Genomic DNA, 14,646 nt, shown 5'->3' with positions numbered 1-14,646 from the left:
ACCCTCCTGACCCCACCTCGGTGATCAGGAGGGCTGCGTCGTCCGGAGGCCGGAAACTGACCCGAACCTCCTGATCACCGGGTGGTGGTCGGTCGCCGGCCGGAGGTCAGGACGCGGCGAGGATGCGGGGCAGGGCCGCTACCGCGCGGTCGATGTCCGCGTCGTCGAGGCCGAGATGGGTGACCAGGCGGGCGGTGCGGGGGCCGAGCACCGAGACGAGGACACCCTCGGCCCGCGCGGCGGCGGCCAGGGCACGCGCGTCCAGGGCGTGCTTCGTCAGGTCCAGGGCGACCAGGTTGGTGCGGACCGTGGTGGCCAGCACGCCGAACGGCGCCACCGCCTCGGCCAGCCGGGCCGCCCGCGCGTGGTCGTCGGCCAGCCGATCGATGTGGTGCGCGAGAGCGTACCGGCCGGCGGCGGCGAGGATGCCGGCCTGCCGCATGCCGCCGCCCATCCGCTTACGGATCATCCGGGCCTGCGCGATCTTCTCCGCGCTGCCCACCACGAGCGAGCCGACCGGAGCGCCGAGGCCCTTGGAGAGACACACCGACAGCGTGTCGAAGAGCCGGCCGTACTCGATCAGGGGCACCCCGTCGGCGACGTGCGCGTGCCAGATCCGGGCGCCGTCGCAGTGCAACGCGACGCCCGCGTCGTCGGCGACTTCGCGCAGGTCCCGCAGAGTGGCCAGCGGGATCACCCCGCCACCACCGCGGTTGTGGGTCTGTTCGACGGCGATCGCCCGGGTGGGGACGGCGAAGTAGCCGTCCGGTCGGACCATCGCGGCCACCCGCTCCGGGTCGATGTCCGCGCCGACCGCGGGCCAGGTCCGCGAGGAGATGCCGCCGTACGCGGCAGCGGCGCCGATCTCGTAGGTGACCACGTGCGCGTCGGCGTCGCAGAGCAGCTCGTCGCCGGGCGACACCAGCAGTTGCAGGGCGATCTGGTTGGCCATCGACCCGCTCGGGGCGAACAGCGCCGCCTCGTGCCCGAACAGCGCGGCGACCTCGGCTTCCAGCGCGTTGACTGTCGGGTCCTCGCCGTAGACGTCGTCACCGACCTCGGCGGTGGCCATCGCCTCCCGCATTCCGGCGGTGGGTCGGGTCACCGTGTCGGACCGCAGGTCCACGAACAGCTCAGCCATTGTCATCCTTTCGACTGCCGGTCGCGGGTCTCGCAACCTCAGCCACGAAGCATCTCCGCCACGAGGAACGCCAACTCCAACGACTGCTGGGTGTTCAGTCGGGGGTCGCAGGCGGTCTCGTACCGGTCGGGCAGGTCGAGGTCCTCGATGCCCTGGGCACCGCCGAGGCACTCGGTGACGTCCTCGCCGGTCAACTCGACGTGCAGGCCACCGGGGTGGGTGTCCAGCCCCCGGTGCACCTCGAAGTAGCCGAGCACCTCGTCGACGATGCGGTCGAAGTGCCGGGTCTTGTAGCCGTTCGACGACTCGTGCGTGTTGCCGTGCATCGGGTCGCACTGCCAGACCACCTTCGCACCGGCGGCGGTGACCTTGGCGACGATCGGCGGCAGGGCGTCGCGGACCCGGTGGTTGCCCATCCGGCTGATCAGGGTGAGCCGGCCGGGGATGTTGTCCGGGTTGAGCTTCTCGCACAGCTCGATCGCCTCGTCCGGGGAGGTGGTCGGGCCGAGCTTGACGCCGATCGGGTTGGCGATCCGGGAGATGAAGTCGATGTGCGCGCCGGTGATCTGCCGGGTGCGCTCGCCGATCCAGAGGAAGTGCCCGGAGAGCCCGTACGCCCGGCGGTCGGAAACCCGGGTGAGCGCCCGGTCGTACTCCAGGGCGAGTGCCTCGTGGGAGCAGTAGAGCGTGACGGTCCGCAGCGCCTCGTCGTCGGTCATCCCGCAGGCCCGGATGAAGGCAAGCGCCCTGTCGATCTCCCGGGCGATCGCCTCGTAGCGCTCCCCCGCCGGGGAGGTCTTCACGAAGCCCTTGTTCCAGTCGTGCACGGCGTGCAGGTCGGCGAGCCCACCGGCGAGGTACGCCCGGAGCATGTTCATCGCCGCCGCCGAGTTGGCGTACGCCCGGATCATGCGCTGCGGGTCGGCGACCCGGGCGGCCGGGTCGGCCTCCAGCGAATTGATCATGTCGCCGCGGTAGGCGGGCAGGCCGCGTGCGTCGGTGGGCAGGGAGCGGGGCTTGGTGTACTGCCCGGCGACCCGGGCGACCTTGACCACCGGCAGCGACGCGCCGTAGGTGAGCACGATCGCCATCTGGAGCAGGGTGCGGGCGTTGGCCAGCAGGTGGCTCTCGGTGTTGTCGACGAACGTCTCCGCGCAGTCACCGCCCTGCAGCAGGAACGCCTTGCCCTCGCAGACCAGGGCGAGCTTCTGCCGGAGCTGGTCCACCTCGTAGGGCGCGACGACCGACGGCACGGTGTCGAGGACCTTGCAGACCGCCGCGACGGCCGCCGGGTCGGACCACGGCGGGATCTGTTCGCGGGGCAACTCCCGCCATCGGTCCAGACCGAGCGCGGCGTCCTCGGCGGAGTCGACAGTCGGTCGACTGGTCTGCAGGCCCGGGCTGCCCACCGCGGGATGGCTCAGCTGATGCCACTCATGGCGCATGACAGAAAGCGTACGGCGACGCTCGGAGTGCCCGGGCGGCGAGGGGGACGGTTCCGGCAGATGGGAGATCAACGCGCCGGACGCCGGTCAGGACGCGGGGGCGGGGGTGACTCCGTTCGGCGTCGGGTTGGCGGGCGGGTCACCGCCCGGCGACTCCCCGGCGATGCACCAGTCGCCGCCCTGTCGGGTCACCGTGAACACCAACGGCCGGGCGACTGTGCGTTTGCCGGCGGTGACCGAGACCGAGACGCTCACCTCCTGGCCGAGCGGACCGGACCGGATGTCGGTGATGGCCGCCTCGGGCACCTGGAAGTGATCGGCGAAGTCGCCGTTGGGGCCGGTGGCGGCCAGGTCGAAGCCGTCGTGCAGGAGGGCGCAGAGCTGACTCCGGCCGGCGGCGACGTCCTTCGCGGTCATCGCGTCGAGGTACGCCTGCACGCGCTCCCGGGAGCGGGCGGCGGCCTCCTCGGCGGGGGCCCGCTCGGGTTTGGCCGGCGGCTCGTCCTTGGCGTCGTCGCCGATCCCGCAGCCGACCAGGGCGACCGGCAGCAGCACCAGCCCGGCGGCGGTCGCCGCCAGCCTGCGGTGGGTCGGACGCATGACCACCTCCGTCGACTGTGAGATCGGGACCTGCCGAGCCGCGAGTCTGCCACATCGAGCCGACCGGACCCCAACGACGGCGGCCCGGTCGACGCTTGGCGTCGACCGGGCCGTCGGATCACGGACGGGGAGGGGCGGTGCGGGCCCCTCCCCGCCGGGTAGGTGGTGCGCCGGCCTCCGACTCAGCCGAGACCGCCCTTGATGGCGCCGATGAGCTCGCCGTTGCTGGTGTCACCGGAGAGCTCCCAGAAGAACGCGCCACCGAGGCCCTGGTTCTTCGCGTACGTCATCTTGCCGTTGATCGTCGACGGGGTGTCGTAGCTCCACCAGTTGCTGCCGCACTTGGCGTACGCGGTGCCGGCGACAGTGCCGGTGGCGGGGCAGGTGTTCTTGAGGACCTTGTAGTCCTCGATGCCCGCCTCGTAGGTGCCCGGTGCCGCGCCGGTGGCGCTGCCGCCCGGTGCGGCCTGGGTGACACCGGTCCAGCCCCGGCCGTAGAAGCCGATGCCGAGCAGCAGCTTGCTTGCCGGGACGCCCTTGCTCTTGAGCTTCTGGATCGCCGCGTCGGAGTTGAAGCCCTGCTGCGGGATGCCGGTGTACGAGGTGAGCGGGGAGTGCGGCGCCGTCGGGCCCTGGGCGTTGAACGCGCCGAAGTAGTCGTAGGTCATCGGCATCAGCCAGTTGAGGTTGCCGATGGCGCCGGCGTAGTCGGTGGCGTCGATCTTGCCGCCGTTGCTGCCGTCCGCCGTGATGGCGGCGGTGACCAGGGCGTTGGAGCCGAACTTCGAGCGCAGCGCGCCGATCACGTTCTTGAACGCGTTCGGGCCGCTGGTGTCGCAGCTCAGACCGCAGGCGTTCGGGTACTCCCAGTCGACGTCGATGCCGTCGAAGACGTCCGCCCAGCGCGGGTCCTCGACCAGGTTGTAGCAGCTCTCGGCGAACGCGGCCGGGTTCTGCGCGGCCTGGGTGAAGCCGCCGGACCAGGTCCAGCCGCCGAACGACCAGATCACCTTGAGGTGCGGGTTCAGCTGCTTGAGCTTGCGCAGCTGGTTGAAGCTGCCGCGCAGCGGCTGGTCCCAGGTGTCGGCGACGCCGTCCACGCTGTCCGCCGCGGTGTACGCCTTCTCGTAGTCGGCGTAGCTGTCACCGATGGTGCAGCGGCCACCCGTGGTGTTGCCGAAGGCGTACAGGATGTGGGTCAGCTTGGCGGCGGACCCGCTGGTCTGGATGTTCTTGACGTGGTAGTTGCGCCCGTAGACGCCCCACTCGGCGAAGTAGCCGACGACCTTCTTGCCGCCGGTGGTCGGCGGGGTGGTGGTCGGAGGTGGCGTGGTGGGTGGCGCGGTGGTGGGCGGGGCCGTGGTGGGCGGGGCCGTGGTCGGCGCGCTCGTGGTCGGCGGGCTGGTCGGGGTGCCGCCACCGCAGGGTGCGCCGTTGACAGTGCAGTTGAGCGGTGCCTTGTAGGCGCCGGTGCCGTTGTAACCCCAGCTGAACGAGGCACCCGGGGCGAGGCCACCGGCCCAGCTCTTCTTGACCGCGACGTAGTGGTTGCCGCTGCTTGTCACGTCGGCGTCCCAGGAGCTGCTGATGGTGGTGCCCGACGGCAGGTCGAACTCGATGCGCCAGGTGGCGACGGTGGCACTCGACCCGTTGGTGACCGTCACCTTCGTCTCGTGACCGGTCCCCCAGTCCTGTGCTCTGGTGAACGTGGTGGTGACACTGCCGGCGCCGAACGCGGTGGTCACCGGCACCGCCGCGACGGTCACGGCGACCACGGCACCGGCCCAGAGGGCCCGGCGGAGCGATCTTTTCATAAGGCGTCTCCCGAACTGTTAGGAAACTTTCCAAAGAGATGGTGAGACGGTACTCACCGTGTCATCACTTCGTCAAGATGCGCATGTTTCGATTTCTTGATCCGCGCAATGCACCCCGTCCGGGGGCCGCCCCTGACCCGAACCTCTTGATCAACATGCCGCGGACGGACCACCGCTCGTCGCCGGGAAGGGTCGCCTTCGCGGGAGGAGCCGGTCGGCGACGGGCGTGAGCGGTACGTTGGGCCGGACGGGCGGCGGCCCGGCACGTCCGCGCAGCCGATCGAGGCCGGGCAACCGGACATGACCGCCACCACTGTCGGAATGCGTCGTGGGTGGACGGAGTTGGGACCAGCATGACAACTGTGGGACTGATCGGCAGCGGCAACATCGGCGGCACGTTGGCCCGGCTGGCCGTGGACGCCGGCTACGACGTGGTGCTGAGCAACTCACGCGGCCCGGAGACGCTGAAGGACCTGGTCGACGAGCTGGGCGAGCACGCCAGCGCCGGCACGGCACAGGACGCGGCGCAGGTCGGTGACCTGGTGGTGGTCACCGTGCCGCTGAAGGCGTACCGCGCGGTGCCCGTGGAGCCGCTGGCCGGCAAGATCGTCATCGACACCAACAACTACTACCCGCAGCGCGACGGGGCCTTCCCGGAACTGGACTCGGGCGAGACCACAAGCAGCGAGCTGCTCCAGCGGCACCTGCCGGACTCCCGGGTCGTCAAGGTCTTCAACAACATCTACTTCAAGGGCCTGGCCGCGCTCTCCCGGCCGACCGGTGCCGCCGACCGCAGCGCCCTCGCGATCGCCGGCGACGACGCCGCCGCGAAGGCCGAGGTGACGGCCTTCCTGGACCGCATCGGCTACGACGCGGTGGATGTCGGCCCGCTCGCCGAGGGGTGGCGCTACCAGCCCGACACCCCGGCGTACGGCGTGCTCTACTCCGCCAGCCCGACCGACTGGGAGCACCCGGCACCGGGCGGCGCGGAGAAACTGCGCGCCGCGCTGGCCGCCGCGACCCGCTGAACATCCCCGCCGCCCTCCCCGCGACCACCTACCGGGTGGCCGTCCGGAGGGCGGCGGCGAGTTCCTCGTCGTAGCTCGCGATCGGTTGGCCGTCCGCGCCGTACGCGACGAGCCGACCCTGTGCCATGTTCGCCGAGCGGAACGAGAACGTGCGGCTGCCCGGGTACGCGTCGAGCAGCGGAATGGCCCGGGGCGCCCCGCCGGGCGCGGAATAGTACTCCAGCCGGGTCACCTGCGCGGCTACCACACCGTTGACCCGGACCTTGGTCTTCTCGGCGCGGGTGCCGAAGGTGACCGGCGCGTCGGTGCCGTAGGCGGCGCACTCGGCCGGGCCACGGCAGACGAAGAAGTAGCGCGGGTTGACCACGTCGTCGAGGGCGTACGCCTTGAAGGTGGGGTCCGCCCCGGCGGGCAACGGCTGCACGGCGAAGAACGCCAGCGCCACAGTGGCGGTGACGCCCACCCGCAACCAGCCCCGTCCGCCGGCCGGTCGGCGAGCGGTCCGGCTGGCGGCCACCGCCACACCGCCGAAGCCGACCAGGCACAGCAGGCCCACCCCGATCGCGCGGGCGTTCTCGAAGAGGAACTGCACGCCGGGCCGGGTCGACACCGGGCTGAGGACCGCACCCAACGAGACGACAGTGGCGGCGAGCAGCGCCACACCGGCGGCCCGCTGGGTGACACCCGACGCGCCGATCAGCAGCATCGCGGCGAGCACCGGCCAGACCTGGTGGTGGGTCCAGGACACCGGGGACGCGGCGACGGTGGCGCAACCGACGAGCACCGCCGCGTGCCCCGGGCGGCCACCCACGGTCAGCTGGCGAGCGCGCAGCAGCGCCGCCGCGCACACGAGCGCCACCAGGCCGGCCCAGAGCAGGGGCAGTGTCGTCTCGTCGACGCCGACGCGCAGCAACATCCCGTGCACCGACTGATTGCCAAGCGAGGCGAGATCGCCGATCCGCGAGGTCTGTCGCACGGCCTCGGTCCAGTACGTCCAGCTCTCGGCGGGCAACACCACAGCGGCGAGCCCCGCGCAGGCCAGGAACGTCACCACCGCACGGCCGGCGTCGCGGTAGCGGCCGGTGACGAGGAAGTAGACAACGAACAGCAGCGGGGTCAGCTTGATCGCCGCGGCGACCCCCACCAGCATCCCGCGCAGCCGGGGCGGACCGACACCCACCCCGTCGAGCAGGGCCATCAGCACGATGAAGACGCTCACCTGACCGAAGCGCAGGTTGCTCTGCACCGGCGCGGAGAGCATCAGCACCGTGGCGGCCACCGCCACGACCAGCGGTCGGCGGGACGGCCGGGTGGTCAGCGCGACACCGACCGCCCCGGCGATGGCGACGACCGCCGCGCACGTCGCCACCAGCCAGATCCCCTGCAGTACGCCCTCACTCAGCACGGTGATCGGACCCAGCACGAGCGCGGCGAACGGCGGATACGTGAACGGCCCACCGTTGGCCGCCCGGAATTCGTACAGCGGGCGGCCAGCGTGCAGATCGGACAGTGCGCCGTAGTAGATGTGCAGGTCGGAGAGGCGGTCCGCGCGCCGCAGGACGAGCCCGCAGGACACCAGCGCGACGACGACGAAGACCGTCCACACCAGCGTCACCCGGCGATCCCGCATCGGTCGAGGATATGCGGGCACCATCGCCCGCGGTGACCCGTGGCGGTGGCAGCCGCTCTCGCGGGAACGGACCCGGCGTCCGCCGCTGCGCTCGCCGGCCGACACGTCGAGAAACATCTCGTCGGCAACTTGCCTCGCAGTCCCGCGCACGGGACCCTGTTCTCTGGGTTGCCGCCCGCTCACCAAACGTGCCTCCGGAGGCGACATGTTGACGCTCCGTACCGCCCCCCGCCGGCTCCTCGCCGGCTCCGGCGCTTTTCTCCTCAGCACCGCCCTCGTCGCCGGCACGCCGATGTCGGCTGGCGCCGCGACCGGCGCGGACACCGTCGGATACGTCCGGCTCGCCCACCTCTCCCCGGACACCCCGGCCGTCGACGTCTACCTGGCCGCGCCGAATGCCGCGAAACCGAGGGTCTTCCCCGGGGTCGGCTACGGCGTGGTCTCCGACTACCTCGAACTGGCGCCCGGCCGGTACGCGGTGGCCATGCGGGAGGCCGGCGCTCCGGCCAACGACCCGCCGGTGCTCACCACCGAGGTCGCGGTCACCAGCGGGGAGGCGTACACGGTGGCCGGTGTGGGCCGGCACGCGGACCTGGGTTTGCGGGTGCTCAACGACGACCTCAGCGCGCCCGCGCAGGGCCGGGCCAAGGTGCGGGTCGTGCAGGCTTCCGTGCGCACCCCCGTGCTGGACGTGGCCGCCGCGGACGGTCCGATGATCGCCGAGGACGTGCAGTTCGCCTCCACCACCGACTACGAACAGGTCGAGCCGGGCAGTTGGCGGCTGCGGCTGGCGGGTGCCGACGGGCCGAGCACCGACGCCGAGGTGCGGCTCACCGGCGGTGCGGTCTACTCGCTGCTGGTGCTCGACGCGAAGCAGGGCGGGCTCACCGCCGAGCTGCGCCGCGACGCCGAGGGCGGCACCGTCGTTCCCGCCGGCGGGGTGGACACCGGCGCCGGCGGCACCGCGAGTGCCGGACTCGGCGCGTACCCCCTGGTGGCCGGTGGTCTTGCCGCGGCGGCCGTCGCGGTGACCCTGCTGCTGTGGCGCCGGCGGCGGCGCACCACCTGGTGAACCCCGGGCCGGACCCGTCGATCCGGCGGCACCGTGACCGCCGGATACCGCCGGCCGCGCTGGCCGCGGCCGGCGCGGCGGTCTGCCTGGCCGTCGGCGCCGGCGTCGGGCTGGCCGACGTCGATCCGCCGCCGCCGGTAACGACCTGGCACCCCGGCTGCACCGACGACTGCTCACCGACGGCCGTCGCGCCCGCGCCACACGGTCCACCCACGCGGGTACGCGTGCCGCGCATCGGTGTCGACTCCGCCCTCACCGTGCTCGGCCTGGACTCAGCAGGTGCGCTGATCCCGCCGGTCGACTTCGGCACCGCCGGCTGGTACGGCGGCGGCCCGGCCCCCGGCGACACCGGCCCGGCAGTGCTCGCCGGGCATCTGGACTCGCGGCACGGACCCGCGGTGTTCGCCCGGCTCGGCGAGCTACGCCCCGGCGACCGGGTCGAGGTGTGGCGCGGCGGGCAGCGGCTGCCGTTCCGGGTGACCGGCTCGCTGCGTACCCGCAAAGACCGTTTCCCGACGGCGGCGGTCTACGGGCCGACGCCCGGCGCGGAGCTGCGCCTGATCACCTGCGGGGGTGACTTCGATCGGCGGAGCGGGCACTACCGGGACAACATCGTGGTATTCGCGGTCACCGAGGCCGCCAGTGCGGGGTTGCCGGACTCCGCCGCCGGCTGACCAGGGCCCCCGACGCCCGCCGCACGCTTGATCAACTCGGTTTCCCAGAAGTCGCGGTGTCCGGCGGGCTCTGATACCGCGACTTGCAGGAGCCCGAGTGGATCGAGCGCTCAGCCGGGCCCCCACCGCGCCGACGCCAAGCGGCGGACGGCGTCAGACCGGCCGGCGGCGGCAGAGCGGCGGGTGGCGGCAGACCGGCGGGTGGCGTCAGAGCGGGCGGCGGCGGCAGACCGGGGGCGGGCAGACCGGCCGGCGGCGGCAGACCGGCGGGTGGCGTCAGAGCGGGCGGCGGCCGGCGAAGCCGCACTCGGCGCGGTGGTACCAGCGCACGTCGGAGTCGCCCTCCAGCCAGCACCAGAGCACGGCGCGGCCGGCGCGCTCGCCGGGAAAGTCGAGCAGGACCGGGGCGATGCCCTTGACCTGGATGTCGTGTTGGTGCAGCTCGTCGACGATGGCGTGCAGTCGAGCTTCGAGCCCCTTGACCTCGGCCCGCCCGCCGAGCGCGCTGACCCCGTGGTCGGCCAGGTCGACGCGCAGCTCAGCCAGGTCGGCCCGGACCCGGATCAACTCGTCGACGCGCGGCTGGAGGGTGGCCACCAGGTGCCGGGCCTGGGCAAGTGTGAACACCGGGCAAGTATGCGGCACACCCGGCCCCGCGACGCACCCCGACGGCCACCCACGCGGAATGCGGCCAATCACCCCGGCCCGGCGACCGGAGTCAGTCGGCCTGTGCCGCCAGCTCCCGGGCGCGATCCCGGGCGGCCTCCAGCGCGGCCAGCAGCGCCGCCCGTACGCCGTGCTTCTCCAACTCGCGGATCGCGGAGATGGTGGTGCCGGCCGGCGAGGTGACCGCCTCGCGCAACTTGACCGGGTGCTCCCCGGAATCCCGCAGCATCACGGCGGCACCGATGGCGGTCTGCACGATCAGCTCGTGGGCCACCTGTCGGGGCAGGCCGAGCAGGATTCCCGCGTCGATCATTGCCTCGACCAGCAGATAGAAGTAGGCCGGTCCGGAGCCGGAGAGCGCCGTGACCGCGTCCTGCTGCGACTCGGGCACCCTGATCGTCCGGCCGAGGGGCTTGAACATCTCCTCGGCCAACGCCAGGTGGGCCCCGGTGGCGTACGCGCCCGCCGAGATCGCCGTCATGGCCTCGTCGACGACCGCCGGGGTGTTGGTCATCACCCGGACCACCGGGGTGCCCTCGGGCAGCCGGCGGTTGAAGAAGCTGCTGGTCAGGCCGGCACAGAGCGAGATGACGAGTTTGTCGGCCGGCACCTTGGGGCCGATCTCGTCGAGCAGCGCGGCGGCGTCCTGCGGCTTCACCGAGATCGCGAGCACCGCCGCCTCGTCCACCGCTGTCAGATTGTCGACGACCCGTACCCCGTAGCGGGCGGTCAGTTCCTCGGCGCGGGCCGGCCGGCGGGCGGTGGCCAGCAGCCGGTCCACCGGCCATCCCGAGCGCAGCAGCCCGGAGAGCATCAGCTCGCCGATCTTGCCCGCGCCAATGACCGCGACAGTGTGCATCCCGGCGGACATGTCGGCCCGTACCCCCTCGCGTCTGGTTCGTGGCACGGCGGACCCGCCGGCCCGCCGTGCCACCAACCGTCGATCAGCTGCCGAAGAAGACCTCGGCCTCGGCGTACCGCTCCAGCGGCACGGTCTTCAGCTCGCGGGTGGCCTCGACCAGCGGCACCCGGACGATGTCGGTGCTCTGCATCGCGACCATCTTGCCCCAGTCGCCGTCGTTCACCGCGTCGATGGCCTGCAGGCCCAGGCGGGTGGCGAGCACCCGGTCGAAGGCGGTCGGGGTGCCACCGCGCTGGATGTGGCCCAGCACCACGGTGCGGGCCTCCTTGCCGGTCTTGGCCTCCAGCTGCTCGGCGAGCCACTGGCCGATGCCGCCGAGGCGGACGTGGCCGAACGAGTCCAGCTCCTGGTTGGCGAGGACCATCTGGCCGTCCAGCGGCTGGGCGCCCTCGGCGACCACGACGATCGGGGCGTACTGGTGCTGGAAGCGCTTCTCGACGTAGCCGGCCACCTGGTCGACGTCGAACTGCCGCTCGGGCAGCAGGATCACGTTGGCGCCGCCGGCCAGGCCGGCGTGCAGGGCGATCCAGCCCGCGTGCCGGCCCATCACCTCGACGACCAGGGTGCGGTGGTGGCTCTCCGCGGTCGTGTGCAGCCGGTCGATGGCCTCCATCGCGATGTTGACAGCGGTGTCGAAGCCGAAGGTGTAGTCGGTGGCGCCGAGGTCGTTGTCGATCGTCTTCGGCACGCCGACCACGTGCACGCCCAGCTCGTAGAGCTTGGTGGCCACGCCGAGGGTGTCCTCGCCGCCGATCGCGATCAGGGCGTCGACGCCCTGGCTGGCCAGGTTGTCCTTGATCCGCTCGACGCCGTTCTCGATCTTGAACGGGTTGGTCCGGGACGAACCGAGGATGGTGCCGCCACGGGGCAGGATGCCACGGACGTCCGCGATGCCCAGGGGACGGGACAGACCCTCGAGCGGGCCCTTCCAACCGTCCCGGAAGCCCACGAACTCGTGACCGTAGGTGGCGACGCCCTTGCGGACCACCGCCCGGATGACCGCGTTGAGACCGGGGCAGTCGCCGCCGCCGGTGAGCACGCCGATACGCATGATCCGCTCATCCTCCTGGAGCATCAGGTAAAGCCCGAATTGCCCCAGGATATGTGTCAGATCAGACCATCGGCGCCGTTGCCGGCCCGGGGCGGGCCGTCACTGCGCACTGTAGTCGGCCCGCCGGTGCGACGACAGCGCGCCCCGGGTCGACGGGCCGACCAGCGCTGCTCAGAACGTCACCTCGCGGTTCTCGCCGCCCTCCGGCGGCCGGCCGGTGACGGCGGCCTTCGCGTAGCCGAGCAGGTTGACCACGGCACTGCTGGCCGAGTCCCAGTACTCGGCGGAGCTGGCGTGCACCTTGATCAAGGTGAGGCCCGGGGTGTCCAGCCCATCAGGAAACCATGCCTTGAGCAGCGGGTTCCACAACCGCTCGGCCCGCGCCCGGTCGAACCCCTCGGTGGCGGTGCCGGAGATCGACACCCAGGCGTTGTGCTTCTGGTCGGAGAAGGCGACGTTGACCTCCGGGTTGACCCGGAGCTGGCGGACCTTGGCCGAGTCGGCGTTGGCGAAGAACCACAGCTCGCCGTCGAACTCGGCCTCCTGGAGCCCCATCGGCCGGCTCACCTGCCGCCCGTCCAGCGCGGTCGTGGTGAGCATGCAGATGCGCGCGGCCCGGGCCAGCTCGGTGACCCGGGCCCGAGCGTCGGCGGCGCTTGTCGGCTGGTTGCTCATTGCACTCTCCCTCGGATCGGCTGGTCGAACCGATGCCCGGGACAGAACCGGTCAAACCCGCGACGGTACGGCCGCCGCTGAGCGGGTCGTCACCGCCCGCCAGGCGTCATCGCCCGCCAGCGGGCCAGGTTGTGCCGGGCATCGACGAGCGCATCGTGCCGGGCCGCGTCCGCGTCCGGCAGGGTCGGGCGCCCGCGGTCGTCCCAGAGCTGCCGCAGCTCCTTGGTGTAGCGGGGAATCTCCCGGGGCAGCGCCGGCATCGCACCCCAGAGCTGGGCGAGCACCACATGGTCGTACGCGGCGTACCAGGCCCACAGCTCCAACTGCTCCCCCGGCCGGTCCCGGATCGGCTCGACGAGGAAGTCGTACAGGTCGTCGCGGATGCGCTCACGCGAGCGCCACGCCCGGTCCGCCGGGGACGGCAGCTTGTCGAGCACGTTGCGCCGGACCCAGGGCACGGCACGGGAGTCGTCGAACTCCGTGGAGACCGCGTAGAACTCGCGGCCGTACTCGTCGACGACACCGATCGAGACGAGGTCGACTGTCGTGCCGTCCTCGATGAACTCGCAGTCGTAGAAATAGCGGTAGACCATTCCGGCCATCCTCGCCCACCGTCCCCCGGCCGCGCCCGGCGGGGGCCGTCGAACCGCTGGTGACGGGCCGCCGCGACGCGCGACGGTTACGGAAGTGCTTCGAGGGGTGTACAGCAAGCGACCGGACCGTCATGATCTGATGTGTACCGCTACCGGATGCCGAATCGGTGTCAGTTCACCTTGTCAGGGCCATCAGGTTCACCCGGTGAGCGAGTTTGTGGTCCATGACCGGGGAGGGGTTGGGCCGTGGAGATGCGCCTGCCAGAGCCGGGTGACGCGCTCACGGGTGTCGAGATGTTCGCTGGTTTGGAGCCCGAGGTGCGGCAGCGCGTCATCGCCGCCGCCGTTCCGCGCACCTACCGCAAGGGCCAGCTGCTCTTCGTGGAGAACGACCCGGGTGAGTCGCTCATCGTGTTGCGCCGCGGCGCGGTGGCCGTCTTCCGCACCGCACCCACCGGCGAGCGGGCCGTGCTGTCGGTAATCCGTCCACCCGACGTGCTCGGCGAGGTCTCCCTGCTCGACGCGTCCACCCGGTCCGCCTCGGCCGAGGCCATCGAGGACTGCGCGGCGCTCGCCCTGTCGCGGGGCGCGTTCATGGAGCTGGTGCACTCCAACCCCCGCATCCTGGACGCGGTGATGCGCTCACTGGGTGGGCTGATCCGTCGGTTGACCGAGCAGAACGCCGACCACGTCTTCCTCGACCTGCCGGGCCGGGTGGCCAAGACGCTTGTCCGGTTGGCTGGCGAGAGCCAGGCACCGATGATCACGATCGAGCTCAACCAGAGTCAACTGGCCGAGATGGCAGGTGGCTCTCGGCAGAGCGTCAACCAGGCGATCGGTTCGTTCGCGAGCCGGGGCTGGCTGCGTACCGAGGGGCGCCGGATCGTGGTGACCGACGTGGCCGCGCTGCGCCGCCGCGCCGGCATGAACGACCGCTGACACCCACCGACAGCACGAACCGGCCGGGCCGCCCGCTGGCGACCCGGCCGGTTCGGCGTCATGGACGTACTGTCACACCCCGGAGCTGCCCGGCCCGGCCCACTTGTCCGGGCCCTTGCCGTCGCCACCCGGGCCGTGGGTCTGCTCGCTGACGATGCCCTTGGCCTCCAACGTGGCGAGCGTGGCGGCGTCGACGTCCACCGAGTCGCCCGCAGAGTGGTTGACCCCGTTGCCGTCGGTCCAGTCACTTTCCAGCTTGACGTACACCATTGCCCTGTCCCCTCCGGTCCCTGATCGATATCTGGCCGCCTGAATCTAGTCGGTCAACACCGTCGGTGACTGTCCACAAACCAACAGGCTGGTGGCTGGCAACGGCCGAGGGGCGATAATTCCGGT

At 71.8% G+C, this 14,646-nt stretch carries 14 protein-coding genes and 1 pseudogene; 4 read left to right on the top strand and 11 right to left on the bottom strand.

Annotated elements, in window-relative coordinates; genetic code table 11:
- Positions 1 to 106: 106 nt before the first annotated feature.
- The 4 genes from AB0B86_RS18240 to AB0B86_RS18225 form a co-directional block, all read right to left on the bottom strand.
- Complete coding sequence (locus AB0B86_RS18240) at positions 107 to 1,141, bottom strand: GntG family PLP-dependent aldolase (protein ID WP_357408399.1); 1,035 nt, start codon at positions 1,139 to 1,141, stop codon at positions 107 to 109.
- Between the two features lie 38 nt (positions 1,142 to 1,179).
- A complete protein-coding gene (locus tag AB0B86_RS18235; protein WP_357408397.1) occupies positions 1,180 to 2,586 on the bottom strand; it encodes a class II 3-deoxy-7-phosphoheptulonate synthase in 1,407 nt (468 codons plus the stop codon).
- Between the two features lie 87 nt (positions 2,587 to 2,673).
- Complete coding sequence (locus tag AB0B86_RS18230; protein ID WP_357408395.1) at positions 2,674 to 3,186, bottom strand: nuclear transport factor 2 family protein; 513 nt, start codon at positions 3,184 to 3,186, stop codon at positions 2,674 to 2,676.
- Between the two features lie 182 nt (positions 3,187 to 3,368).
- Positions 3,369 to 5,000 (bottom strand): glycosyl hydrolase family 18 protein, encoded by a 1,632-nt coding sequence (locus AB0B86_RS18225; RefSeq protein WP_357408393.1) that lies wholly within the window; start codon positions 4,998 to 5,000, stop codon positions 3,369 to 3,371.
- A 266-nt stretch (positions 5,001 to 5,266) separates the two neighbouring features.
- Here AB0B86_RS18225 and AB0B86_RS18220 point away from each other — a divergent pair.
- Positions 5,267 to 6,028, top strand: a pseudogene (locus AB0B86_RS18220) (NADPH-dependent F420 reductase); the annotation flags it as partial.
- A 28-nt stretch (positions 6,029 to 6,056) separates the two neighbouring features.
- On the opposite strand, the gene AB0B86_RS18215 reads toward AB0B86_RS18220, so the two are convergent.
- The gene (locus AB0B86_RS18215; RefSeq protein WP_357408391.1) at positions 6,057 to 7,658 is read right to left on the bottom strand and encodes a glycosyltransferase 87 family protein; all 1,602 of its coding nucleotides are present in this window, start codon (positions 7,656 to 7,658) and stop codon (positions 6,057 to 6,059) included.
- Between the two features lie 205 nt (positions 7,659 to 7,863).
- On the opposite strand from AB0B86_RS18215, the gene AB0B86_RS18210 reads away from it, so the two are divergent.
- Both AB0B86_RS18210 and AB0B86_RS18205 read left to right on the top strand, forming a co-directional pair.
- Positions 7,864 to 8,730 (top strand): DUF4397 domain-containing protein, encoded by an 867-nt coding sequence (locus tag AB0B86_RS18210; protein WP_357408389.1) that lies wholly within the window; start codon positions 7,864 to 7,866, stop codon positions 8,728 to 8,730.
- The gene (locus AB0B86_RS18205) at positions 8,700 to 9,404 is read left to right on the top strand and encodes a class F sortase (protein WP_357418692.1); all 705 of its coding nucleotides are present in this window, start codon (positions 8,700 to 8,702) and stop codon (positions 9,402 to 9,404) included. The genes AB0B86_RS18210 and AB0B86_RS18205 overlap by 31 nt, the downstream gene beginning before the upstream one ends.
- A gap of 276 nt (positions 9,405 to 9,680) precedes the next feature.
- On the opposite strand, the gene AB0B86_RS18200 is transcribed toward AB0B86_RS18205, so the two are convergent.
- The 5 genes from AB0B86_RS18200 to AB0B86_RS18180 all read right to left on the bottom strand — a co-directional run bounded on the left by AB0B86_RS18200 (position 9,681) and on the right by AB0B86_RS18180 (position 13,311).
- Positions 9,681 to 10,031, bottom strand: a complete 351-nt coding sequence (locus tag AB0B86_RS18200; protein WP_357408385.1) for a DUF2203 domain-containing protein — start codon at positions 10,029 to 10,031, stop codon at positions 9,681 to 9,683.
- Between the two features lie 91 nt (positions 10,032 to 10,122).
- Entirely contained in the window at positions 10,123 to 10,941 is an 819-nt protein-coding gene (gene proC, locus AB0B86_RS18195; protein WP_357408571.1) for a pyrroline-5-carboxylate reductase, read from the bottom strand.
- A gap of 73 nt (positions 10,942 to 11,014) precedes the next feature.
- Entirely contained in the window at positions 11,015 to 12,043 is a 1,029-nt protein-coding gene (locus tag AB0B86_RS18190; RefSeq protein WP_357408568.1) for a 6-phosphofructokinase, read from the bottom strand.
- Between the two features lie 171 nt (positions 12,044 to 12,214).
- A complete protein-coding gene (locus tag AB0B86_RS18185) occupies positions 12,215 to 12,718 on the bottom strand; it encodes a pyridoxamine 5'-phosphate oxidase family protein (RefSeq protein ID WP_357408383.1) in 504 nt (167 codons plus the stop codon).
- Positions 12,719 to 12,807: 89 nt separating this feature from the next.
- Positions 12,808 to 13,311, bottom strand: coding sequence for a polyadenylate-specific 3'-exoribonuclease AS (locus AB0B86_RS18180; RefSeq protein ID WP_357408566.1), 504 nt, complete (start codon positions 13,309 to 13,311; stop codon positions 12,808 to 12,810).
- Positions 13,312 to 13,557: 246 nt separating this feature from the next.
- On the opposite strand from AB0B86_RS18180, the gene AB0B86_RS18175 reads away from it, so the two are divergent.
- A complete protein-coding gene (locus AB0B86_RS18175) occupies positions 13,558 to 14,250 on the top strand; it encodes a Crp/Fnr family transcriptional regulator (RefSeq protein ID WP_007463121.1) in 693 nt (230 codons plus the stop codon).
- Between the two features lie 72 nt (positions 14,251 to 14,322).
- Here AB0B86_RS18175 and AB0B86_RS18170 read toward each other — a convergent pair whose 3' ends face one another.
- A complete protein-coding gene (locus tag AB0B86_RS18170; protein WP_357408381.1) occupies positions 14,323 to 14,520 on the bottom strand; it encodes a hypothetical protein in 198 nt (65 codons plus the stop codon).
- Positions 14,521 to 14,646: the final 126 nt, after the last annotated feature.

The sequence above is a fragment of the Micromonospora sp. NPDC049047 genome, assembly GCF_040649135.1.
GTDB lineage: Bacteria > Actinomycetota > Actinomycetes > Mycobacteriales > Micromonosporaceae > Micromonospora.
Note: the sequence above shows the minus strand (reverse complement) of the source record. Positions and strands in the feature narration are given on the sequence as shown.

Bases quoted from the DNA above. Each gene is read 5' to 3' on its own strand.
- AB0B86_RS18240 (WP_357408399.1), bottom strand. From the start codon at position 1,141: ATGGCTGAGCTGTTCGTGGACCTGCGGTCCGACACGGTGACCCGACCC.
- AB0B86_RS18235 (WP_357408397.1), bottom strand. From the start codon at position 2,586: ATGCGCCATGAGTGGCATCAGCTGAGCCATCCCGCGGTGGGCAGCCCG.
- AB0B86_RS18230 (WP_357408395.1), bottom strand. From the start codon at position 3,186: ATGCGTCCGACCCACCGCAGGCTGGCGGCGACCGCCGCCGGGCTGGTG.
- AB0B86_RS18225 (WP_357408393.1), bottom strand. From the start codon at position 5,000: ATGAAAAGATCGCTCCGCCGGGCCCTCTGGGCCGGTGCCGTGGTCGCC.
- AB0B86_RS18215 (WP_357408391.1), bottom strand. From the start codon at position 7,658: ATGCGGGATCGCCGGGTGACGCTGGTGTGGACGGTCTTCGTCGTCGTC.
- AB0B86_RS18210 (WP_357408389.1), top strand. From the start codon at position 7,864: ATGTTGACGCTCCGTACCGCCCCCCGCCGGCTCCTCGCCGGCTCCGGC.
- proC (WP_357408571.1), bottom strand. From the start codon at position 10,941: ATGTCCGCCGGGATGCACACTGTCGCGGTCATTGGCGCGGGCAAGATC.
- AB0B86_RS18190 (WP_357408568.1), bottom strand. From the start codon at position 12,043: ATGCGTATCGGCGTGCTCACCGGCGGCGGCGACTGCCCCGGTCTCAAC.
- AB0B86_RS18185 (WP_357408383.1), bottom strand. From the start codon at position 12,718: ATGAGCAACCAGCCGACAAGCGCCGCCGACGCTCGGGCCCGGGTCACC.
- AB0B86_RS18180 (WP_357408566.1), bottom strand. From the start codon at position 13,311: ATGGTCTACCGCTATTTCTACGACTGCGAGTTCATCGAGGACGGCACG.
- AB0B86_RS18170 (WP_357408381.1), bottom strand. From the start codon at position 14,520: ATGGTGTACGTCAAGCTGGAAAGTGACTGGACCGACGGCAACGGGGTC.